This is a genomic window from Paenarthrobacter sp. AB444 (assembly GCF_028736865.1).
Taxonomy (GTDB): Bacteria; Actinomycetota; Actinomycetes; order Actinomycetales; family Micrococcaceae; genus Arthrobacter; species Arthrobacter nicotinovorans_B.
The window spans coordinates 67,807-88,172 of the sequence record NZ_JAQZBY010000017.1; the positions used below are offsets into that span (position 1 = coordinate 67,807).

21 protein-coding genes and 1 tRNA gene are annotated in these 20,366 nt (G+C 64.1%); 12 read left to right on the forward strand and 10 right to left on the reverse strand.

Going from position 1 to position 20,366, the window contains the following annotated elements; translation table 11 throughout:
• Positions 1-75: 75 nt before the first annotated feature.
• The 3 genes from PQ627_RS18210 to PQ627_RS18220 all read right to left on the reverse strand — a co-directional run bounded on the left by PQ627_RS18210 (position 76) and on the right by PQ627_RS18220 (position 2,795).
• Positions 76-1,116, reverse strand: a complete 1,041-nt coding sequence (locus PQ627_RS18210; RefSeq protein ID WP_274262793.1) for a hemolysin family protein — start codon at positions 1,114-1,116, stop codon at positions 76-78.
• On the reverse strand, positions 1,109-2,467 hold the full coding sequence (locus PQ627_RS18215; RefSeq protein ID WP_274262794.1) for a hemolysin family protein: 1,359 nt from the start codon (positions 2,465-2,467) through the stop codon (positions 1,109-1,111). The genes PQ627_RS18210 and PQ627_RS18215 overlap by 8 nt, the downstream gene beginning before the upstream one ends.
• 255 nt (positions 2,468-2,722) lie before the next feature.
• A tRNA-Thr gene (locus tag PQ627_RS18220) sits at positions 2,723-2,795 on the reverse strand.
• A gap of 212 nt (positions 2,796-3,007) precedes the next feature.
• Here PQ627_RS18220 and PQ627_RS18225 point away from each other — a divergent pair.
• Positions 3,008-3,739 carry an HAD family hydrolase gene (locus PQ627_RS18225; RefSeq protein ID WP_274262795.1) on the forward strand — a complete coding sequence of 244 codons (732 nt, stop codon included), beginning with the start codon at positions 3,008-3,010 and terminating at the stop codon, positions 3,737-3,739.
• Here PQ627_RS18225 and PQ627_RS18230 read toward each other — a convergent pair.
• From PQ627_RS18230 to tmk, 3 genes are read right to left on the reverse strand one after another with little or no spacing between them, the layout of a single operon-like run.
• Positions 3,736-5,373, reverse strand: a complete 1,638-nt coding sequence (locus PQ627_RS18230; protein ID WP_274262796.1) for an alpha/beta hydrolase — start codon at positions 5,371-5,373, stop codon at positions 3,736-3,738. The genes PQ627_RS18225 and PQ627_RS18230 overlap by 4 nt on opposite strands.
• Before the next feature lie 8 nt (positions 5,374-5,381).
• Complete coding sequence (locus tag PQ627_RS18235; RefSeq protein ID WP_274262797.1) at positions 5,382-6,533, reverse strand: DNA polymerase III subunit delta'; 1,152 nt, start codon at positions 6,531-6,533, stop codon at positions 5,382-5,384.
• Positions 6,530-7,189 carry a dTMP kinase gene (gene tmk, locus PQ627_RS18240; protein WP_274262798.1) on the reverse strand — a complete coding sequence of 220 codons (660 nt, stop codon included), beginning with the start codon at positions 7,187-7,189 and terminating at the stop codon, positions 6,530-6,532. The genes PQ627_RS18235 and tmk overlap by 4 nt, the downstream gene beginning before the upstream one ends.
• A gap of 83 nt (positions 7,190-7,272) precedes the next feature.
• On the opposite strand from tmk, the gene PQ627_RS18245 reads away from it, so the two are divergent.
• Together PQ627_RS18245 and PQ627_RS18250 are read left to right on the forward strand one after the other, a co-directional pair.
• Positions 7,273-8,457, forward strand: coding sequence for a trans-sulfuration enzyme family protein (locus PQ627_RS18245; RefSeq protein WP_274262799.1), 1,185 nt, complete (start codon positions 7,273-7,275; stop codon positions 8,455-8,457).
• 10 nt (positions 8,458-8,467) lie between these two features.
• On the forward strand, positions 8,468-8,809 hold the full coding sequence (locus tag PQ627_RS18250) for a DUF2516 family protein (protein WP_144661626.1): 342 nt from the start codon (positions 8,468-8,470) through the stop codon (positions 8,807-8,809).
• Between the two features lie 22 nt (positions 8,810-8,831).
• Here the strand turns inward: PQ627_RS18250 and PQ627_RS18255 are convergent, their stop codons facing one another.
• Entirely contained in the window at positions 8,832-9,665 is an 834-nt protein-coding gene (locus tag PQ627_RS18255; RefSeq protein ID WP_274262800.1) for a class I SAM-dependent methyltransferase, read from the reverse strand.
• A 148-nt stretch (positions 9,666-9,813) separates the two neighbouring features.
• Here PQ627_RS18255 and PQ627_RS18260 point away from each other — a divergent pair, with 148 nt between their 5' ends.
• Positions 9,814-10,560 (forward strand): phosphoglyceromutase, encoded by a 747-nt coding sequence (locus PQ627_RS18260; protein ID WP_144661627.1) that lies wholly within the window; start codon positions 9,814-9,816, stop codon positions 10,558-10,560.
• Positions 10,561-10,633: 73 nt separating this feature from the next.
• Here PQ627_RS18260 and phoU read toward each other — a convergent pair whose 3' ends face one another.
• The gene (gene phoU / locus PQ627_RS18265; RefSeq protein ID WP_274262801.1) at positions 10,634-11,287 is read right to left on the reverse strand and encodes a phosphate signaling complex protein PhoU; all 654 of its coding nucleotides are present in this window, start codon (positions 11,285-11,287) and stop codon (positions 10,634-10,636) included.
• A gap of 197 nt (positions 11,288-11,484) precedes the next feature.
• On the opposite strand from phoU, the gene PQ627_RS18270 reads away from it, so the two are divergent.
• Entirely contained in the window at positions 11,485-12,768 is a 1,284-nt protein-coding gene (locus PQ627_RS18270) for a sensor histidine kinase (RefSeq protein WP_274262812.1), read from the forward strand.
• Positions 12,765-13,445 carry a response regulator transcription factor gene (locus tag PQ627_RS18275; RefSeq protein WP_020608526.1) on the forward strand — a complete coding sequence of 227 codons (681 nt, stop codon included), beginning with the start codon at positions 12,765-12,767 and terminating at the stop codon, positions 13,443-13,445. Before PQ627_RS18270 ends, PQ627_RS18275 begins: the two co-directional genes overlap by 4 nt.
• A gap of 96 nt (positions 13,446-13,541) precedes the next feature.
• On the opposite strand, the gene PQ627_RS18280 is transcribed toward PQ627_RS18275, so the two are convergent.
• Complete coding sequence (locus tag PQ627_RS18280) at positions 13,542-14,114, reverse strand: hypothetical protein (RefSeq protein ID WP_262278504.1); 573 nt, start codon at positions 14,112-14,114, stop codon at positions 13,542-13,544.
• Positions 14,115-14,405: 291 nt separating this feature from the next.
• Here PQ627_RS18280 and PQ627_RS18285 point away from each other — a divergent pair, with 291 nt between their 5' ends.
• From PQ627_RS18285 to rlmB, 6 genes are all read left to right on the forward strand, one after another.
• A complete protein-coding gene (locus tag PQ627_RS18285) occupies positions 14,406-14,888 on the forward strand; it encodes a CarD family transcriptional regulator (protein ID WP_009357288.1) in 483 nt (160 codons plus the stop codon).
• A 120-nt stretch (positions 14,889-15,008) separates the two neighbouring features.
• The gene (gene ispD, locus PQ627_RS18290) at positions 15,009-15,791 is read left to right on the forward strand and encodes a 2-C-methyl-D-erythritol 4-phosphate cytidylyltransferase (RefSeq protein WP_262277463.1); all 783 of its coding nucleotides are present in this window, start codon (positions 15,009-15,011) and stop codon (positions 15,789-15,791) included.
• Positions 15,791-16,333, forward strand: a complete 543-nt coding sequence (gene ispF / locus PQ627_RS18295; protein WP_274262802.1) for a 2-C-methyl-D-erythritol 2,4-cyclodiphosphate synthase — start codon at positions 15,791-15,793, stop codon at positions 16,331-16,333. Before ispD ends, ispF begins: the two co-directional genes overlap by 1 nt.
• Positions 16,326-16,682, forward strand: coding sequence for a hypothetical protein (locus PQ627_RS18300; protein ID WP_274262803.1), 357 nt, complete (start codon positions 16,326-16,328; stop codon positions 16,680-16,682). The genes ispF and PQ627_RS18300 overlap by 8 nt, the downstream gene beginning before the upstream one ends.
• Positions 16,683-16,717: 35 nt before the next feature.
• Positions 16,718-18,178, forward strand: coding sequence for a cysteine--tRNA ligase (gene cysS, locus PQ627_RS18305; protein ID WP_274262804.1), 1,461 nt, complete (start codon positions 16,718-16,720; stop codon positions 18,176-18,178).
• Between the two features lie 80 nt (positions 18,179-18,258).
• Complete coding sequence (gene rlmB, locus PQ627_RS18310) at positions 18,259-19,242, forward strand: 23S rRNA (guanosine(2251)-2'-O)-methyltransferase RlmB (RefSeq protein WP_274262805.1); 984 nt, start codon at positions 18,259-18,261, stop codon at positions 19,240-19,242.
• A gap of 272 nt (positions 19,243-19,514) precedes the next feature.
• On the opposite strand, the gene PQ627_RS18315 is transcribed toward rlmB, so the two are convergent.
• Positions 19,515-20,324: a carbon-nitrogen hydrolase family protein gene (locus PQ627_RS18315; protein WP_144661632.1), complete on the reverse strand. Its 810-nt coding sequence runs from the start codon at positions 20,322-20,324 to the stop codon at positions 19,515-19,517.
• Positions 20,325-20,366: the final 42 nt, after the last annotated feature.

Consider the following 20,366-nt stretch of genomic DNA (forward strand, 5'->3'; position numbering starts at 1 on the left):
GCGAGGCCCGCTCTGCGCGCTTTGGCGTGATCTTGGGGCGCAGAGCAGGCCCCACAAGTTGGCTTCACTGCGTTATCAGGCGCTCGTCACGTCCTGGACTTCACCTACCAGCTCTTCGATGATGTCCTCCAGGAACAACATGCCGGTGGTGACGCCCTCGGCGTTGAAGACGCGGGCAACGTGCGAACCGCTGCGGCGCATGGAAGCCAAAGCGTCCTCCAGTTCACTTCCCACGTACACCGAGGCGAGGCGGCGGATCCGCTTCTCCGGTACGGGCCGGTTGAATTTCTCCGGTGTCGTCAGGTCCATGACGTCCTTCAAGTGAAGGTACCCCGATGGCTCCCCGTTCGCGTCGGTGAGGATGTACCGGGAGTAGCCGTGCTCCGCGACCGTCCGCTGGATGTCCGCCGGTGCAGACGTGGCAGGCAGGAGCACCATCTCGGCGATCGGCACTTCGACGTCGCCCACGGTCTTGGCCGTGAACTCGAAAGCGGCGGTCAACGTTCCACTGGTGTCATTCAGCGTGCCCACGCGCGTGGACTGCTCAACGATGTTGGCCACTTCGTCCAGTGTGTAGGCGCTGGTGGCCTCGTCCTTGGGTTCCACCCGGAAGAGGCGGAGCACAGAGTTGGCGATCCCGTTCAGGGTCCAGATCACCGGCTTGAAGATCTTGGCCACGAGGACCAGCGGGGGAGCGAGGATCAGGGCTGCCCGGGTCGGGACAGAGAAGGAGATGTTCTTCGGGACCATCTCGCCCACGACCACGTGCAGGAACGTCACCAGCAGCAAAGCCACCACGAACGCGATGATGCCAATGGCTTCTGCCGGGAGTGACGTCAGGCCAAGCGGAATCTCCAGCAGGTGATGAATGGCAGGTTCGGAGACGTTAAGGATCACCAAGGAACACACGGTGATGCCCAGCTGACTCGTGGCCAGCATGAGGGTGGCGTGCTCCATGGCCCACAGTGTCGTCTTGGCGGCCTTGCTGCCAGCCTCGGCCTTGGGCTCGATCTGCGAACGACGGGCCGAGATCACAGCGAACTCGGCGCCAACGAAGAAGGCGTTGACTACCAGCAGGATGACCAGCCAGATAATGCCTGGAAGGTACTCACTCATGGCCGAGCTCCTCGGAAATCTTGTCAACGATCTGGTCGTGGGTGCTGGTTGTTTCCGCGTCGGGATCCGGCGTGAAGCGGATGCGTCCCAATTGGGCTCCTGCTACGCGTTCCACGCGAAGGACACCCCCGGAGATGGCAACTTCGTCGCCCAGCTCCGGTACCCGGTCCAACTGGTCGGACATGAAACCGGCGACGGTGTCGTACTCTTCGCCTTCCGGAACAACAATGCCCGTGCGGTCCAGCAGTTCATCGGGACGCAACGAAGCATCAAAAGTGATGGAGCGGCCAACACGGACCACGCCGGCGCGGGCACGGTCGTGTTCGTCCTCGAGTTCGCCCACGATTTCTTCCACCAGGTCTTCGAGGGTGACGATCCCCGCCGTTCCGCCGTGTTCGTCCGAAACGATTGCGACCTGCAGGCCCTGCTTGCGCAGAAGAACCAGCAAAGAGTCGACGTCCTTGGATTCCGGAACATACAGCGGTTGGGTCATCAATTCCCTGGCGGTCACTGCTTCACGTTGTTCCAAGGGCACGGCGAAGGCCTGCTTCACGTGCAGGACACCCAGCACCTCGTCCCGGTCCCGGCCGATCACCGGGAACCGCGAGAATCCGGTAGCTGATGCGAGGGCAACGATTTCGGCCGCCGTGTCATCAGCATCCACGGCAACCATCCGGACACGTGGAGTCATGACGTCACCAGCGGTGTGCTCGGAGAAGCGCAGGGTCCTGTTCAACAGTTCGGCGTGGTCCTGGTCGAGCAGGCCTTCAGTCGCGGAACGGCGTACCAGCGATGACAGTTCTTCTGCCGAACGGGCGCCGGAGAGTTCCTCCTTCGGTTCGATGCCGAAGGAACGGATGATCTTGTTGGCAGTGTTGTTGAACAGCAAGATCGCCGGTTTGAACACCGCGGTGAACAGAGCCTGGAAGGGGACTACCACCTTGGCAGTTGCCAACGGCAGGGCCAGCGCGAAGTTCTTGGGAACGAGCTCGCCGATCACCATGGAGAACACGGTTGCCACGAAGATACCCACCACGGCTCCGACTCCGGGAACCAAAGCTGCGGGCAGTCCCAAAGACTGCAAGGGTGCACTGAGCATGCTGCTGATGGCAGGCTCAAAGGTGTATCCGGTGAGCAGCGTGGTCAAAGTGATACCAAGTTGCGCGCCGGAGAGGTGCGTGGAGGTGATTTTGAGGGCCTTGATGGTTGGCCCCAGCCGCTTTTCGCCGCGGGCTTGGCGGGCCTCGAGTTCAGCGCGGTCCAAGTTGACCAGTGCGAATTCAGAAGCAACAAAGAATCCGGTGCCGACAGTGAGGACAAGGCCTATGCCGAGCATGATCCACTCATACATGCGGGCGCCCCTCTCCCGTGGAAACCGGCAATCCGGTCAATGAGCAGAGGGGCCTGGGCATATGTGAAGGAGGGTCATCCATAGTGTGGCCCAGTCTACCGGGTGACCGACCGCCGTCGGACGCTTGTGCGCCGCAGGCGGAAACCGGAACTCGCCGGAGGAGCGGATCGTTGTGGGGCCCACTGGCATGATGCATGGGTGTCTGAGCAAAAACAAGAACCCCCGGAAATCCGCAGATTTCCGGGGGTTCAACCGAGCTTCCTATCAGAATCGAACTGATGACCTTTTCATTACGAGTGAAACGCTCTACCGACTGAGCTAAGGAAGCACCGCGTCCATCGCCGGTTTCCCGGCCGATCACGCAAGACATAACTGTAATAGAGGCACCGCGCCCCGGTCAAAACGAGCGCAGGGACCGCCGTTGCGGGGATGTTCACCCGGGCGTTGGACCGGGTTCAGGCATCCGTTTCCCGGCCACCGGAAGCTGAGGAATCACTTGTGGCGTCGCGGCGCCACACCACCAGCCGAAGGAGCCGCTCAATGACCGGGGATGCACTGACCAGGGACGCCAACGCCACACCCAACCGGTTGCGGCTGGCAGTCGTGGACATGGTGGGGACCACCATCACCGACGACGGCCGCACCGAACAGGCCCTTTCCCGCGCTCTGGCTGAACACGGCATTGAGCCGGGGAGCAGCCGCTTTGAAAGCATGCTGGGCTACGCCCGAGACACCATGGGGTTCTCCAAAATGACCGTTTTCAGCCACCTCTTCGAGGACCCAGCGGTGGCCAGCAGTGCAAACAAAGTATTTGAGCGGGCGTATGACGAACTCATCGAAGACGGCGGAGTACGCGCCATCGCCGGCGCGGAGGACGCCATCCTGTGGATGCGGGAGTCCGGCATCCGGATCTGCCTGGCCACCGGGTTCGGGCGCCACACCCAGAACATGGTGCTCGAGTCCCTGGGATGGATGGGCCTGGCCGACCTCAGCCTGTGCCCGGCGGACGCCGGAAGGGGACGACCCTACCCGGACATGATCCTCACCGCCGTGCTCGCCCTTGACTTGGATGACGTGCGGGACGTCGCGGTGGTCGGCGACACCAGCTCGGACATGCTCTCGGGCGTCCGCTCCGGGGCATCACTTATCGCCGGTGTGCTGACTGGCTCGCACTCAGAGGCGACCCTGCGCGCGGCCGGTGCCACCGTCGTCGTCGATTCCATCAAGCAGCTCCCGCTCCTGGTGGAGAAGCGGGAAGCCAGGCACCTCTAGCAGGTGAGGCCGTCCTGCGGCAGCTTTCCGTCAACAAAGTAGTCGTCGACGGCGGTGCTGACGCAGGAGTTCGAGCGGCCGTAGGCGGTGTGCCCCTCGCCTTCCCAGGTAACCAGGGATGCGTTCCCAAGCTGTTTGCGCAGCGACTGGGACCATTCCAAGGGAGTGGCGGGGTCTCCGGTGGTGCCGACCACCACGATGGGGGCTTCGCCGGAGTACTTGACCGGTGCAGGTGTGCGCGTGTTGGGGTACGGCCAGTCCTTGCAGTTCACGCCACCGTAGGCAAAGAATGAGCCGAAGGTGGGGGACTCCTGGAGAAGCCGGGCCTCCTCGGCGCGCATGCCGGCAGTGTCCATGACCATCGGGTAGTCCAGGCAGTTGATCGCCTGGAAGGCGAAGGCCGAGTTGGAGCTGTACGTGCCGTTGGACTCACGGTCCGCTCCGAGGTCGGCGAGCCGCATCATCTGGGACACGTCTCCGGAGAAGGCGCTGTCCAGTGCCTGGGTCAGCGCCGGCCAGCTTTGGTCGTTGTAGAGCGGCAGGATCAGGCCATTGACGAAGTCGTTGCCGGTCACCAGCCGGCCGTCCTTGGCTGTTTGCGGATTCTGGTCCACTGCGTTGATGAGGTCCCTGATTTCCTGGACGCCGTTGTCCACGGAGCCGCTCATGGGGCACTGGTTCTGTTTCTGGCAGCTCGCCACGTAGGTGTGGATGGCCTTTTCGAAGGCGCGGGCCTGCCCCGCAGTCAGTTCCTCGTTGCTGATGGACGGGTCCACGGCTCCATCAAGAACCAGCCGGCCCACGTTGTCGGGGAAGAGCGAAGCGTAGGTCGAGCCCAGGAGCGTTCCATAGGAGAACCCGAGGTAGTTGAGCTTGGAATCATTGACCACGGCGCGCAGGATGTCCAGGTCCTTCGCGGCGCTGACGGTGTCGATGTGTCCCAGGACAGGACCGGTCTGTTGGGCGCACTGCTCAGCGAAGGACTTGTTGAAGGCAATGGCGGCTGCCAGACCCTCATCGGTATCCTTGCGGAACACTTTTGCGCGCGCGGCATCGCGTTCGGCGTCGGTCATGCACTTGACCGGCGCCGAGTCCTTCACACCGCGCGGATCGAAGCCTACGACGTCGTAGTTGGCCCGGAGCTTTTCGGTGAAGTGCGTGGTGCCGGCATCCTTGATGAAGTCCACACCCGAGCCGCCGGGGCCACCGGGGTTGACAAGGATGGAGCCCTTCTTCTTCCCAGTGCTGGGCAGCTTGATGGCCGCCAGGGAGATTTCCTCGGAACCTGGCTGGGCGTAATCCATGGGGACACGCACCTTGCCGCATTGGAGACCGTCCCCGCAGGAGCTCCATTCCACGGACTGCGAGTAGAACTTCTCCAAGCCCTTGGGCGCCGACGCCGCGATGGATGGTTCCACAGTGCTGGTGGAGGGCTTCGCCGAGGGGCCCGGCAGGAAGGGGACTGTACAGGCGCTGAGGACCACCATGGCTGCCAAGGCCACGCACATCGCCGCGAACGCGCGGGTACGGGCTCCCCGACGTGCCTTGCCACGGTACGCAGCACCACCGGCAGAAGGCTGGGCAGACCGGTCCCTTGAAGGGTTACCGGCGGGCCGGCGTCGTGCGGACGTCATGCGTTCTCCTATTGCTGGATGAGGCTGGTTGCCATGGACTCGACCGCCAACAGCGGCGCCACGTTGGTGGTGGTAATGCGGACCCGGGCTTTGTTGATGGCGTCCATCCGGGCCAAGGTGGTTTCCGGGTTTGAACGACCCGCGTATTCTTCCAGTTCGCCCCTGAGCTCAACGTTGACCAGTTCAACGGCGTTCCCCAACTGGATGATCAACACGTCTCGGTAGAAGGACAAAAGGTCGGTCAGGGTACGGTCCAGCGAGTCGGTGATGGAGCGTTTGGCACGCCGTTTCTGGTCGTCCTCGAGCTGCTTGACCTGGCTGCGCATCGACGGCGGCAACGTTCCGGACTCGGGTGCGCCCAGACTGGCGAGCAGCGCGATCTTCTCGGCGGCATCGCGTTCGTCGTTGGAGCTGTTGGCTTCCTCTGTGGCGATCTTGACCAGCTTTTCGGCCATCATCACCGCAGCGGTCACCCCCCGCAAACCCAGGGGGATGCGGACGGTTTCCAGGCGGCGCTCCCGGGCGTCGGCGTCGCGGGCCAGGCGGCGGGCGATGCCGATGTGGCTTTGGGCCGCACGGGCGGCCCGTTCTGCGAGCTGGCGGTCGACGCCGTCGCGCCTGACCAAAAGATCGGCGACGTCGGCGGCCGGCGGAAGCCGCAGGCTCACCGGGCGGCAGCGGGAACGGATGGTGACCAGGACATCGGCAGGGGAGGGCGCGCAGAGCATCCAGATGGTGCGCGGCGTTGGTTCTTCGATGGCCTTCAACAGGACGTTGGTGGTGCGCTCGGCCATGCGGTCCGCATCTTCCACCACAATGATGCGCCATCGTCCCGTGGCCGGCCGGTCGCCGGCTTTGGAAACGAGTTCGCGGGCTTCATCAATGGTGATGGTGACTTTTTCCGTCCGCACGAACGTCACGTCCGAGTGCGTCTCACCAAGAATGGTGTGGCAGGCCGCGCAGACGCCGCAGCCTCGCTGGGTGACGTCGTCCTGCTCGCAGTTAAGTGCGGCCGCAAAGGCTTTGGCCGCGTTGGAGCGTCCGGAGCCCGGGGGGCCGGTGAAGAGCCACGCATGGGTGAGGCCCGACTCGCCCTGCGCCGCCTGCTTCAGCTGCGCGACGACGGGTGCCTGCCCCTGGAGGTCGTCCCAGACGCTCACGGGCGCGGGCCGGGAACTCGGTCGCCCAACAGGGACTCCACCCGCTCCAGGATCCGGGCGGCCAGTGCCTCGATGTCATCGCCGGCAGGCAGGACCAGATAGCTCGACGGCGCGGCCCCGGCCAGGTCCAGGAAAGCGTGGCGGATGGCTGAGTGGAATTCGTCCGGCTCGGATTCAAGCCGGTCCTCGGTGGCGTCCCCCGCAGTGCGGCGTTGGCGGCCGTCGGCGGGATCGACGTCGAGCAGTACGGTCAGGTGCGGATGGAGGCCTTCGGTGGCCCATTCGTTAAGGGACAACACGCCATCTGCTCCCAAGCCGCGGCCAGCGCCCTGATAGGCGACGGAGGAATCGATATAGCGGTCCGTGATGACCACCGTTCCATTGGCCAGGGCAGGACGGATGACCTGGTGGGCGTGCGCCGCCCGGGCAGCGGCGAACATGAGGGCCTCAGTGCGGGCATCGATGGTCCCATGCCCGTGGTCCAGCACAAGGGAGCGCAATTTCTCGCCAATCGGGGTGCCGCCCGGCTCACGGGTGCGCAGTACGGAAAGTCCCCGGGATTCGAGGGCGTCCGACAACCGGGCAGCCTGTGTGGACTTGCCCGCTCCGTCCCCGCCTTCGAACGCGATGAAAAGACCTGTGCTCTGAATACTCACGCGTCTAGCCTACCGAGCTTCCCTGACAGCAAAGGGCCGTAATGCCTTTCATCCACAGCATTGCCCGCGGCTACCCTGAAACCATGAGCCTTTCCGATCAGCACGCCGCCGAATTGTCGCCTGAAACCGTTGTGGTTGCTGCCGGTCGTCCGGATCGGTCCCACGATGAACCCGTGAATCCGCCCATCGTCCTGTCCTCCACATACTTCGGTACTGGCAGCCTGGGCGACGGCGACCGTGGCTATGGCCGCTACGCGAACCCCACCTGGGACCCCTTCGAGGACGCGCTGGCAAAACTGGAAGGCGCCACGCTCCCGGGCCTGCTGTACGCATCAGGCCTGGCCGCGGTCAGTTCTGCGCTCTCACTGGTACCGGCTGGGGGCGTCGTGGTGATGCCCACCCACAGCTACGCGGGCTCCTTGGTGATGGCCACGGAACTGGCGGAGAAGGGCTTCCTTGAACTCCGTACCGTGGACATCACGGACACCGAAGCGGTCAAGGCCCTGATCAGCCCGGAGCAAGGCAGGAAGGCAGACCTGCTCTGGCTCGAAAGCCCCACCAACCCCATGCTCGGCATCGCCGACATCCGTTCCCTGACCGATGCCGCCCATGCCGCGGGCGCGATCGTGGTCACCGACAATACTTTCTCCACGCCCCTGGTGCAGCAGCCCCTGAGCCTGGGCTCCGACGTCGTGCTTCACTCGGTGACCAAATACCTGGCCGGGCATTCGGACGTCGTCCTCGGCGCCCTGGTGACATCCAACCCGGAGCTGCGGGCCACGCTCCTTCACCACCGCATCATCCACGGCGGTATCGCCGGTCCGTTTGAAGCCTGGCTGGCTCTTCGCGGGCTGCGTACCCTGGCGTTGCGGATCGAGCGCTCGCAGGCCTCGGCGGCAACGCTCGCCGAACGGCTCAGCACCCACCCCCGCGTCGAAGCCATCAGGTATCCGGGCCTGCCCGCCGACCCGGGACACGAACGCGCGATGGCCCAGATGAAGGGCTTCGGCTCCATCCTTTGCATCCAGCTCGCCGGAGACCAGCACCGCTCCGGCGCCGACGCCGCGGACGAACTGGTCCGCGCGTTGCAGCTGTGGCTCCCGGCGACGTCCTTGGGTGGGGTTGAGTCACTGATCGAACGACGCCGGCGGCACACCGCCGAGCCGCTCAGCGTCCCGGACAATTTGGTTCGCTTGAGCGTTGGAATCGAGAACGTGGAAGATCTCTGGTCCGACCTTGAGCAAGCGCTCAAGGCGTTGGACAGTTAGGCTGGAGGGCGTGGACGGAAAAATCTTGATCGCGTACGTCAGCACAGGCGTTTACCTCATCCTGGGGCTGGTGGCCCTGGCCTTGGAACTGTGGGCGTTCGCTGATTGCCTGCGGCACCGGCCCACCTTGTTCGTGGCTGCTTCCAAGCGGACCAAGACCTTCTGGCTGGCGCTGACGGGTGTGTCCTTGGCCATCGGGGCGTTGACGTTGCTGACTGGCGGCAGCAGCCTTGGCCTCTTCGGGATCGCCGCCGTCACCGCGGCCTGCGTCTACCTCGCCGATGTCCGCCCGGCAGTCCGTGAGGCGGGCAGTGGCGGTAACCGCAACGTCGGCCCCTACGGTCCCTGGTAGAGCAGACCCCGGGTAGCCGGCGTCAGTTCGGCGCCACCGCATCCCACGCCACCGTCAGTTCACCCAGGCGCCACCGCGACGGTCCATCCTGAAGCGGCCATCCGGCGTCGCGCAGTGAACGGCACATCCCTGTCCAACGCTGCCGGTTTCCGAACGACGCCAAAGGCGCCGCGTCCAGCCAGGCTTTGTCCATGGCCTGCAGGAACGCGTGGATCGGCTCTCCCGGAATGTTGCGGTGGATGAGTGCCTTGGGCAGCCGCTCGGCAACCTCGGACGGCAGGTCGAAACTGCCGAACCGGACAGAGAAGCTCAGGCTCAAGGGCCGCTCCCGGTCCAGTGCCACCCACGTGACGCGGCGGCCGATCTCGTCGCACGTGCCGTCGATGAACAGCCCATTCGGTGCCAGCCGGGACTGCACCAGGGACCAGATCGCGGGTACGTCCGACTCCTCGTACTGCCGCAGCACATTGAACGCCCGGACCAGCACCGGATTGCCTGGCACCGGAACTTCGAAGCCGCCCACGTGGAAGCTCAGCCCGGGCCGTTCCAGTGCCTTTGCGGTCCGCACGCGCTCAGGCTCGATCTCGACCCCATACACCTGCACGTCCGTCCGGACGGCCTGCAGCCGTTCAAAAAGCTCGACGGCGGTGGTCGGCGAGGCGCCATAGCCCAGGTCCACTACAAGGGGTTCGACGGCGGTGCGCAGCCGCCATGCCTGCGGTCCGGCGAGCCAGCGGTCCAGTCGCCGCATCCGGTTGGGGTTGGTGGTGCCGCGGGTAATATTGCCAATTGGTTTGCCTGCCGCGTTGCCGCCCCTGCCGCGGGGAGAGCCCACCCGTTCCGCCTTTTGCACCACGGCCCCACTTTATCGTGCAACGCGGGGTCACTTATGGCCCCTTCCGCGGCGTTGGATGGGCCATAAGTGACCCCGCGTTGCTGTTGGTCCCGGCGGGAACCCCGTAACGCCGGGCAGCGCAGGGGGCCGCTCGGCTAGGATGAAAACCATGACTTACAAGCTGATTCTGCTGCGCCATGGCCACAGCGAATGGAACGCCAAGAACCTGTTCACCGGTTGGGTGGACGTTGACCTGAACGACCAAGGCCGCAAAGAAGCAGTGCGCGGCGGGGAGCTCCTGGTGGAGAACAACATCCTCCCGGACATCCTCTACACCTCCCTCCTGAAGCGCGCCATCAACACGGCCAACATGGCCCTGGACAAGGCTGACCGCGGCTGGATCCCGGTTAAGCGCGACTGGCGCCTCAACGAACGCCACTACGGTGCCTTGCAGGGCAAGGACAAAGCCCAGACCCTTGCCGAGTTCGGCGAAGAGCAGTTCATGGAATGGCGCCGCAGCTACGACACCCCGCCGCCGCCCCTGTCCGATGACAGCGAGTTCTCCCAGGCACATGACGTCCGTTACAAGGACCTCGGCGACGCCCTGCCGCGCACCGAGTGCCTCAAGGACGTGCTGGTCCGTCTCCTTCCGTACTGGGAATCGGACATCAAGGAAGACCTCAAGGCGGGCAAGACCGTTTTGGTCACGGCCCACGGCAACTCCCTGCGCGCGCTGGTCAAGCACCTGGACGGCATCAGCGACGACGCCATCGCCGGCCTGAACATCCCCACGGGCATCCCGCTGGTGTACGAACTCGATGAAGACTTCCAGCCCGTCACCCCCGGCGGAACCTACCTGGATCCCGACGCCGCGGCCGAGGCCATCCTCGCGGTAGCGAACCAGGGCAAGAAATAGGCAAACGACGGCGGCCGGTCACCTTTCGCAGGGAAGGTGACCGGCCGCCGTCGTGTGTTCTGCAGTTTGAGCGCTAGAAGCCCTCGGGCTGCCCTTCGCCGGTCACCAGGTAGGTGACCTTGCGGGCGACGGAGACGCCGTGGTCGGCGAAGCGCTCGAAGTAGCGGCTGGCCAGTGCGACATCCACGGTGGTGGCTGCTGACTCGCTCCAGTCCGGGGAGGCAATTGCCTTGAAGACGCTCAGGTGAAGGTCGTCCACGGCGATGTTGATCTTGAGGATGTCGCGGGCCACTTCGAGGTCGCGGGTTTCGAGAAGTTCAATGACCTTCGCGACGATCTCGATGTCATGCTGGGCCATGGCCTTGAAGGTCTGGGTCAGCGAAGCCGGAATCACTGTGGCGGGGTAGCGGAGGCGTGCCAGCTGGGCCACGTGCCGGGCGAGGTCACCCATGCGTTCGAGCGAAGCACTCATGCGGAGCGAGCCGACAATCATGCGAAGGTCGCTGGCTACGGGACCCTGGAGAGCCAGGATGTCGATGGCGCGCTCGTCCAGGCTGTTCTGGAGGAAGTCGATCCGGGCATCTGCCGCGATGACATCCTGTGCAAGATCCACGTCGGCGCCTTCGAAGGACGTTGTCGCCTTCGTTATTGCTTCGTGAACGAGCTTGGAGATCTCGATGAGGTCGTCACCTACCTGGGTGAGCTCCTCCTGAAAAACCTTGCGCACTAAGGCGTCCTTTCCTTGGAAATCCTGTCCCGGGGCGGGGAGGGACTTCAAAACCATTGGCAGTCCAACCAGTAACTGTGTCAGGGCCCCATGAACTGTTTGGCACCTTTAGATGAACGTTAGTTGAACCGTGGACGTTTGGCGCCTGATCAATGCTTGGGCCTGATTCCACAGCATAAGCTGGAGACGTGGATCCGTTGCTTATAGGTGTCATTGCAGGCCTGGTTGGCCTGTCGCTGGGCGTCTTTGGCATGCTCGCTTTCAGGATCAGCGAACGTCAGCGCAGCATCGTGGATCTGGATGTCACCGAGCCACTGCTCCCTGAAGGTGCAGCGGAAGTCCTTGCCGTCGTCGGCCGTGCGTTCGTCGTGGTGGACGCTATCGATGGCGTCGTCCGCGCCAGCCCTGCCGCGTACGCCTATGGCCTGGTCCGGGGACATACGGTGGTCCACAAACAGCTCCTGGACATGACCGCAAAGGTCCGCCGTGACGGCGTGATCCTTGAGGAGCAGTACGAACTCCCGCGCGGGCCACTGGGCAAAGGCACCATTGTGGTCCAGGTCCGGGCGGCCATGCTCGGCTGGGAATATATCGTTCTGTTGGCCGATGACCGCACCGAGATCACCCGCACCGAGGAGATCCGGAACGACTTCGTGGCCAACGTGTCCCACGAACTCAAGACCCCCGTCGGCGCGATCTCCCTCCTCGCCGAGGCACTGGAGGCATCGCCCGATGACGAAGAGGCCGTGCGCCGCTTCGCCAAGCGGATGCACAAGGAATCCGGCCGGCTGGCCGCGTTGGTCCAGGACATTATTGAACTCTCCCGCCTTCAGGGCGCCAACGTCGCGCAGCAAGGCAACAAGGTGGACATCAACACGGTGATCACCGAGGCCGTGGACCGTTCGCAGCTCCCGGCCGAGAGCAAGAACATCCAGATCGTGGTGGGCGGCCACTCCGATTCCCTGGTGTTCGGCGACCGCGACCTCCTGGTCACTGCCTTGCGGAACCTGATCGACAACGCCATCCGCTATTCGCCGGAGAACACCCGCGTGGGCGTCGGTGTCCGGACGCGCGAAGGCGTCGTAGCCATCTCGGTCACCGACCAAGGCGAAGGCTTGACGCCCGAGGACCAGGAGAGGGTGTTCGAACGCTTCTACCGCGTTGACGCTGCACGCTCCAGGCACACAGGCGGCACCGGCCTTGGACTCAGCATCGTCAAGCACGTGGTCTCCAACCATGGCGGCGAAGTGACCGTTTGGTCCCAGCCCGGCCAGGGCTCCACCTTCACCATCCGCTTGCCGGAGATGGAAGAGCAAGACGACGACGCCGGCCTTCCGCCTTCCGTAGCCACCGCGGCAGTCGCCGTTGGATCCGCAGGTGGCCCGGCCGCCGTCGAACGTGAAGCCGCTACCCAGCAACCCCAGCACGTGAATCAGCAAGGGGGCGCCAGCGGCGCCCGAGAACAAGGAGCCAGCGCTTGAGCCGGATTTTGATAGTTGAGGACGAAGAGTCCTTCAGCGACCCCCTGTCCTATCTATTGGGCAAAGAGGGATTCGACGTCGAGGTGGTGGACAACGGCAGCGACGCCTTGGTGGAGTTCGACCGGAACGGCGCAGACCTCGTCCTCCTGGACCTGCAGTTGCCGGGAACGCCCGGTACGGAGGTGTGCCGCCAGTTGCGCCAGCGTTCCAGTGTCCCGGTGATCATGCTGACCGCCAAGGATTCGGAGATCGACAAGGTGGTTGGGCTGGAGCTGGGGGCGGACGATTACGTCACCAAGCCCTACTCGTCCCGTGAGTTGGTGGCCCGCGTCCGGGCTGTCCTGCGCCGGCAGGGCGAGCCCGAGGAGCTCATCACCTCCACGGTTCAGGCGGGCCCGGTGCGCATGGACATCGAGCGCCACGTGGTGAGCGTCAACGGCGAGCAAGTTTCCTTGCCTTTGAAGGAATTTGAGCTGCTGGAGATGTTGCTGCGCAACTCGGGCCGTGTCCTGACGCGTGGGCAGCTCATCGACCGTGTGTGGGGTTCGGATTACGTGGGCGACACCAAGACCCTGGATGTACACGTGAAGCGGCTGCGCAGCAAGATCGAGCCGGATCCGTCCGCGCCGCGTTACCTGGTGACGGTGCGCGGCCTGGGCTACAAGTTCGAGCCCTAACCCCCGGAACCGGGCAACCCCCACAACCACAGGGCAAAAAGGAAGGGCCCCGCCGCGGCGGGACCCTTCCTTTTGTCTGTTCGCTGGCTCCGGGCCTTAGTGGCCGGCTGCGGAACTCGTGGAGGTCTCAGACGGGGTTGCCGAGCTGGTGGCGGTACCCGTTGCGCCAGGAGTTGCCGAGCCGCTGGGGGTTGCCGACGGGCTGGGCAGGTACTTGGCGTACTCCGGGAGAGTGCCGTTGACTACCGGGACGTTGATCGTTGCGGAGTCGGATCCGCTGCGGATGGTCACGGGGGTCAGGCCACCGGGGATCACGCCCGCGGTGCTGAGGATCGCGGCGTCAGCAGTGTCGTTGAGGTAGGTTTCCGACATTGCCTTGACCGGAATTTCGGTCTGGGCGCCGTTTGCTCCGCTGAGCGTCAGCGTGGCGTCGGAGTTGGACTGGTTGAACACGGCACCGATGACGCGGCCGGGTTCCTTTTCACCGGAAGCGACGATGAGGATGTTCCGCAGCTGCAGCTTTCCGAGGTCGGCCCTGACCCCGTCCGAAGCCGAGTACTGGTGCGAAGTCTGCTGGGCGTTCACGAAGCCGCAGCCGGTTACGGACAGAAGACCGACGCCGATTGCAGCGGCCGCAATTGCCAGCTTGCCGCGCTGGACAGTGTTCATCGCAGAAATGCGCACGACACCTACTCCTAGAGTCATTGGAAACTTTTTCAGCCATAGCCTATCGGCAAACGGCCCAAAACAAGGATTCGTGAGGGCTTTGTGGCGGAGTAGACGGAGAAGCGCCGCTCGTCGGGGTACCTGCCTGATGCATCTTTCAGTCAATACGTCAAGAGGTTGGATGAACCCGTTTGGGGCCTCTTTCCCAGTATTGGCGCGGGAGAGGAGGCTGTTCGATGCCAGTCGTATGCCTTAATCGTGATAGACTAGTCTGCGGGAAAGGGGAAAGTCCACATGGTTTTTGAGGTCGGCGAGACAGTAGTTTACCCTCACCACGGTGCAGCAAAAATTGAGGAAATCAAGATGCGCACCATCAAGGGCGAAGAGAAGATGTATCTCAAGCTCAAGGTGGCTCAGGGTGATCTGACCATTGAAGTTCCAGCAGAGAATGTTGACCTTGTTGGGGTCCGGGACGTAGTGGGCAAGGACGGTTTGGAGCACGTTTTCGATGTTCTCCGCGCCGAGTTCACTGAAGAGCCCACCAACTGGTCACGTCGTTACAAGGCAAACCTGGAGAAGCTTGCTTCAGGCGATGTCATCAAGGTGGCAGAGGTCGTCCGCGATCTTTGGCGTCGTGATCACGATCGCGGCCTTTCCGCAGGTGAGAAGCGCATGCTGGCCAAGGCTCGGCAGATTCTGATTTCAGAACTGGCCCTGGCTGAGAAGACAGACGAAGAGAAGGCTGCAAGCGTTCTTGACGAGGTCTTGGCTTCCTAAGAATTGATACCCGGTGGTGCGAAAGCGCCGCCGGGTTTCTTTTTGCCCTCAGAGGCTGCTGCACGGCGGAAATACCCGGAATGTGGGTAATTTACCCATATCGTGCATACCCTTGTGCCCATGACTCATCCTTCCAAGCGCGCCGTTACGGCCGTGATTGTGGTTGCCGCCGGTTCCGGTGAGCGCCTCGGCTACGGCATGCCCAAAGCCCAGGTTCCGTTGGGCGGCGAAACCATCCTGATGCACGCCCTGCGCGGAGTTGTCGCCTCGGACGTCGCCCGCCAGATCTGCGTTGCTGTGCCCAAGGGTGACACCGTGCTGCGCGCTTCGATCGCGGACTTCACTGTGGACTTGGTGGACGGTGGTCCTGAAGTGACAGTCGTCGACGGCGGATCCTCCCGCGCGGATTCCGTCCGCGCCGCTTTGGCTGCTTTGGAAGACGGTACCGAGTTCGTCCTCGTCCATGACGCTGCCCGGGCCTTGGCCCCTGAACGGGTCTTCCAGCGCGTTGCCGATGCCTTGTCGTCCGGTGCCAAGGCCGTGATCCCCGCGATGCCGGTGGTTGACACCATCAAGACCGTCGCCGAAACAGATCCTTCGGATGCTTCGATTGCACCGGAAGTTGTCACGGGCACAGCTCCCCGGGAACAGCTCCGGGCCGTCCAAACGCCGCAAGGTTTCGAGCTCGCCACCCTGCAACGGGCGCACCAGGCCGCCGAGCTCTTCGATGACAAGCAGGCTGCCGCAGTAACCGACGACGCCATGCTGGTGGAACTCCTCGGTGTCCCGGTCCATGCTGTCCGGGGGGCGAGCCAGTCCCTGAAGATCACCACGCCATTGGACCTCATCATCGCCGAGGGGCTCCTTGAAGGTCCGCTGGGAATGCGTTGGGTGGAGGGCTGATGGCGCTGGAGAACATGATCTTGCCGCGGACCGGCGTCGGGATCGACGTCCACGCTTTCGCTCCCGAAGACGACCCCCAGCCGCTGTGGTTGGGCGGCCTGCTGTGGGAAGGCGAACAGGGACTGTCAGGGCATTCCGACGGCGACTGCGTCGCGCACGCTGCCGCTGATGCCCTCTTCTCGGCGTGCAGTATCGGTGATCTTGGCACACACTTCGGCACGGACCGGCCCGAGTACGCGGGCGCTTCCGGCGTGACGCTCCTGTCGGAAGCGGCCCGGATCGTTCGAGCGGCAGGTTTCGAGATCGGAAACGTGGCGGTCCAGTTCGTGGCCAACCGTCCCAAGTTCGGGCCACGGCGGGAAGAGTCGCAGAAAGTCCTCAGCGAAGCGGCCGGGGCCCCGGTTAGTGTCACGGCAACCACCAGCGACGGACTGGGGTTCACAGGCCGCGGTGAAGGTATTTCGGCCGTCGCCACTGCCCTGGTCTATGCGGTTGGTGCTTCCTCCCACCCGGGTCCGGCGAAAGGTGCGCCCCATGCGTAAGCCACGTGCCGGCGTCGTGCGTTCGGCAGTGGTGCTGCCGGCCGCATTGGCCGCCGCCCTCCTGCTGGGAGGGTGCGCAGGGACGCCCAAAATGGATGTGAAGGCCAGCTGCGAATTCCTGAACAACGACGCCTTCAAGCCGGACGGCAACCAACAGCAGCAGTCGAAGCAGCTTGCTGAGCACTATCACGAGATCGCGGACAAGGTAGCGCCGGAAATCGGCGATCCCATCAAGGAGATGGCCGCGATCATGGACAAGGCCGCTGCGTCGTCACTGGGTGCGGCCACGCAGGAGCAGCAGGAAAAGCTCAAGGTTCAGTTCAACAAGATCGGCGAATACTGCAAGTAGGCAGGTCACGCCGCGTCATCGGCTAATCTGGAGCGGTGACCCTGCGCTTTTATGACACCGCCTCCGCCGAAGTCCGCGACTTCGTTCCCCTCGAAGACGGCAAGGCCAGCGTGTACTACTGCGGGGCGACTGTCCAGGGAATGCCCCACGTGGGCCACGTCCGGTCAGCGATCGCCTTCGACCAGCTGACCCGCTGGCTCGAATTCCGCGGGCTGCGCGTGACTGTCGTACGCAACGTCACGGACATCGACGACAAAATCCTGGCCAAGTCCGCGCAGTCGTTCGGGCCCGAGTGGGACACCGAACCGATGGCCCGCCAGGCGGAGGAGTGGTGGGCCCTGGCCTACCGCTACGAGCAGGAATTCGAGAAGGCGTACGAGTCCCTTGGCGTGCAGCGTCCCACGTATGAACCCCGCGCGACCGGGCACATACCCGAAATGCATGCGTTGATCCAACGCCTCATGGACCGCGGTCACGCCTACGCCGCTCCTGACGGTTCCGGCGATGTCTACTTCGACGTACGCTCGTGGAGCAAGTACGGCTCGCTGACGCGGCAGAACATCGATGACATGCAAGGCGCAACGGACGTCGAAGCCCAATTCATCAGCAGGAAGCGCGACCCCCGCGACTTCGCGCTGTGGAAGGGTTTCAAAGACGGCGAGCCCGTCACCGCCAAATGGGACTCTCCCTGGGGTGCGGGCCGACCCGGTTGGCACCTCGAGTGCTCAGCCATGGTCACCAAATACCTGGGAAAGCGCTTCGACATCCACGGTGGGGGACTGGACCTGCGCTTCCCGCACCACGAGAACGAGATGGCCCAGTCGCAGGCCGCCGGCGATGAGTTTGCCAATTTCTGGATGCACAACGGCATGGTCACGTACGAGGGCGAAAAGATGTCCAAGTCCATCGGCAACACCGTGAGCCCGGCGGAGATGCTGGAACTCGCCTCGCCCCGCGTGGTCCGCTACTACCTTGGCCAGGCCCACTACCGTTCCGTGCTGGATTACCGGCCCACCTCGCTGCAGGAGGCGGCGGCCGCCGTCGAACGTATTGACGGATTCATCTCGAAAGCGTCCGCCAAAGTACCCGGCCGCACGGACGTGGCACCGCAAGCCAACATGCCCGCAGCCTTCAGCGCCGCCATGGATGACGACCTCAACGTTCCCCAGGCGCTCGGTGTGCTGCACGAAACCGTCCGGGCAGGAAACACTGCGCTGGCCGCGGGTGACCTGGAAGCCGCCAAGGCAGCCCTGTACAGCGTGCTTTCCATGACCGAGGTGCTCGGTTTGGACGCTGTGAAGCAGCCCGAAGCCGAGCAAGGCCGTGAGCACGCTGCGCTGAAAGTCCTCGTCGAAGCGCAGCTGGAAGCCCGCGCCGCAGCCAGGGCCGGCAAGGACTGGGCTGCCTCCGATGCCATCCGCGACACGCTCGCCGCTGCCGGCGTCGTCGTCGAAGATGGTGCGGACGGCGCCACCTGGAGCCTCAAGCGCGACTGACAAAGCGGCACTGCGGCCGAATTGCATTGGGTCAGTAGACTTGATTCCAGACTTACTCACAAAATCAAGGATGGAACCCCATGGCCAACAACGGTAACCGGTCGGTCAAGAAGAAGAAGGGCCCCTCCGCTGGTACCGGAGGTCACGGCCGCAAGGCTCTCGAAGGCAAGGGTCCCACTCCCAAGGCGGAAGACCGCGTCTACCACAAGGCGTACAAGAACAAGCAGCTCGCGGAGCGTTCGGCCGCCAAGCGCGGAGCCGCACGTCCCAGCGGCGGCGCACGCTCGGGTCCGAAGGGCCGTGCCACCGAGGAACTGGTCACTGGCCGCAACTCCGTGGTGGAAGCCCTGCGCGCGGGTATCCCGGCCAAGGCGCTGCACGTTGCCATCCGCATCGAAATGGATGACCGCGTCAAGGAATCCCTCAAGCTCGCAGCCGAGCGCGGTATCCCCCTGCTGGAGACCGGCAAGCCCGAGCTGGACCGGATGACCGAGGACGCCGTCCACCAGGGACTCGTTTTGCAGATCCCGCCGTACGAGTACGAAGACGCGTACGAGCTCGCGGAGCAAACCGTGGAGAAGTGGAAGAAGGGGCACATCTCCAACGCCCCGATCTTCGTGGCACTGGACGGCATTACCGATCCCCGCAACCTCGGCGCCATCATCCGTTCCGTGTCCGCTTTCAGTGGTCACGGCGTGATCGTGCCCGAGCGTCGTTCGGTGGGGGTTACGGCGTCCGCCTGGAAGACCAGCGCCGGTGCCGCTGTCCGCGTACCGGTGGCCCGCGCGTCGAACCTCAACAACGCCCTCAAGCAGTTCAAGAACATGGGCATCTACGTCCTTGGCCTGGATGGCGACGGCGACGTCTCACTGCCCGACCTGACGGTTGCCACCGAGCCGGTCTGCATCGTGGTTGGTTCCGAGGGCAAGGGCCTGAGCCGTTTGGTTCGCGAAAACTGCGACCAGATCGTCTCCATCCCGATCGACTCGGCCATGGAATCGCTCAACGCCTCCATGGCCGTTGGAATCTCGCTGTACGAGGTCTCCCGGCAGCGCTCCGCGTAGTGAACGCTGCTTAAGGGCGGTGGTCGCTGACGCGGCCGCCGCCTTTTGCATACCATCGCTCTCTCACGTTCCGCGGGTTTGGGTGTATCGCTCGCTCACGTTCCGCGGGTTTGGTGGCGTCGCTCTCTCACGTCCCGCGCGATTCGGTCGCGAAGACACGATGGCGGTAGCCGCCTCACGCTCATTGTCCGGGGGATGTGCGCGAGCGTTGGCGGGAGGCCCGGGGGATGTGCGCGAGCGTCGGCGGGAAGCCTGGGGGATGTGAGAGAGGGTCAGAAGTTGCGGCGGTTGGCCAGGACCGGGAGCTTCTGACGGGCGTCGTCCACCACGGAGGCGTCGAGGTCTGCGAAGATCAGCCCCGGCTCGCCTTCAAGGGCTTCCAGGACCTGCCCGAAGGGAGACACGACGGCGGAGTACCCGACACCAGTGGGTGCCGTCCCTTTTGCTTCGACGCCCTGGGTGGCGGGGTCGCCCTGGCCGCACGCGAGGACGAACGTGGTGGTGTCCACAGCCCGCGCCCGGGCCAGGAGTTGCCACTGATCGGCCTTCCCCGGACCGGCTCCCCATGATGCCGACACAATGTTCACCACAGCCCCTCGTTCCGCGTTGGCAGTGAAGAGGGCCGGGAACCGGATGTCGTAGCAGGTGGCCAATCCGAAGGTGAGGCCACCGGCGTCGAACGTTACTGGTTCTGTACCGGCCTCAACTGTGTCCGACTCCGCAAAGCCAAAGGCGTCGAAAAGATGGACCTTGTCGTAGCTGGCTTCCACGCCCGGGCCGGTGGCCAGAAGGGTGTTGCGTACACGGGGTGCTCCGGTCTCCGTAGCAGCGCCAGGTGTGAACATGCCCGCGACGATGACCAGTTGCAGTTCCTCCGCGATGGCGCGAACCTTGGCCGCCCACGGCCCATCCAGGGGCTCAGCGATGTCCAGCAACGAGTTTCCGAACGCGCGCATCATGGCTTCGGGAAAGACCACCAGCTCGGCGCCACCGTCCTTGGCGCGCCTCGCATACTCCTCCAGGAGCCGCAGGTTTTCGGCCAGGTCGCGGCCGGAGATGACTTGGGCGAGTGCCACGCGCACGATAGAACCTCCAATTCTCTGCCTCCCAGTATGCCAAGTTAT

What these genes read in the sequence shown, in the direction of transcription:
- PQ627_RS18215 (WP_274262794.1), bottom strand. Translation starts at nt 2,467, where the DNA reads ATGTATGAGTGGATCATGCTCGGCATAGGCCTTGTCCTCACTGTCGGC.
- PQ627_RS18285 (WP_009357288.1), top strand. Translation starts at nt 14,406, where the DNA reads ATGGTTTTTGAGGTCGGCGAGACAGTAGTTTACCCTCACCACGGTGCA.
- PQ627_RS18210 (WP_274262793.1), bottom strand. Translation starts at nt 1,116, where the DNA reads ATGAGTGAGTACCTTCCAGGCATTATCTGGCTGGTCATCCTGCTGGTA.
- PQ627_RS18260 (WP_144661627.1), top strand. Translation starts at nt 9,814, where the DNA reads ATGACTTACAAGCTGATTCTGCTGCGCCATGGCCACAGCGAATGGAAC.
- PQ627_RS18225 (WP_274262795.1), top strand. Translation starts at nt 3,008, where the DNA reads ATGACCGGGGATGCACTGACCAGGGACGCCAACGCCACACCCAACCGG.
- PQ627_RS18245 (WP_274262799.1), top strand. Translation starts at nt 7,273, where the DNA reads ATGAGCCTTTCCGATCAGCACGCCGCCGAATTGTCGCCTGAAACCGTT.
- rlmB (WP_274262805.1), top strand. Translation starts at nt 18,259, where the DNA reads ATGGCCAACAACGGTAACCGGTCGGTCAAGAAGAAGAAGGGCCCCTCC.
- PQ627_RS18300 (WP_274262803.1), top strand. Translation starts at nt 16,326, where the DNA reads ATGCGTAAGCCACGTGCCGGCGTCGTGCGTTCGGCAGTGGTGCTGCCG.
- ispD (WP_262277463.1), top strand. Translation starts at nt 15,009, where the DNA reads ATGACTCATCCTTCCAAGCGCGCCGTTACGGCCGTGATTGTGGTTGCC.
- PQ627_RS18230 (WP_274262796.1), bottom strand. Translation starts at nt 5,373, where the DNA reads ATGACGTCCGCACGACGCCGGCCCGCCGGTAACCCTTCAAGGGACCGG.
- PQ627_RS18280 (WP_262278504.1), bottom strand. Translation starts at nt 14,114, where the DNA reads ATGAACACTGTCCAGCGCGGCAAGCTGGCAATTGCGGCCGCTGCAATC.
- ispF (WP_274262802.1), top strand. Translation starts at nt 15,791, where the DNA reads ATGGCGCTGGAGAACATGATCTTGCCGCGGACCGGCGTCGGGATCGAC.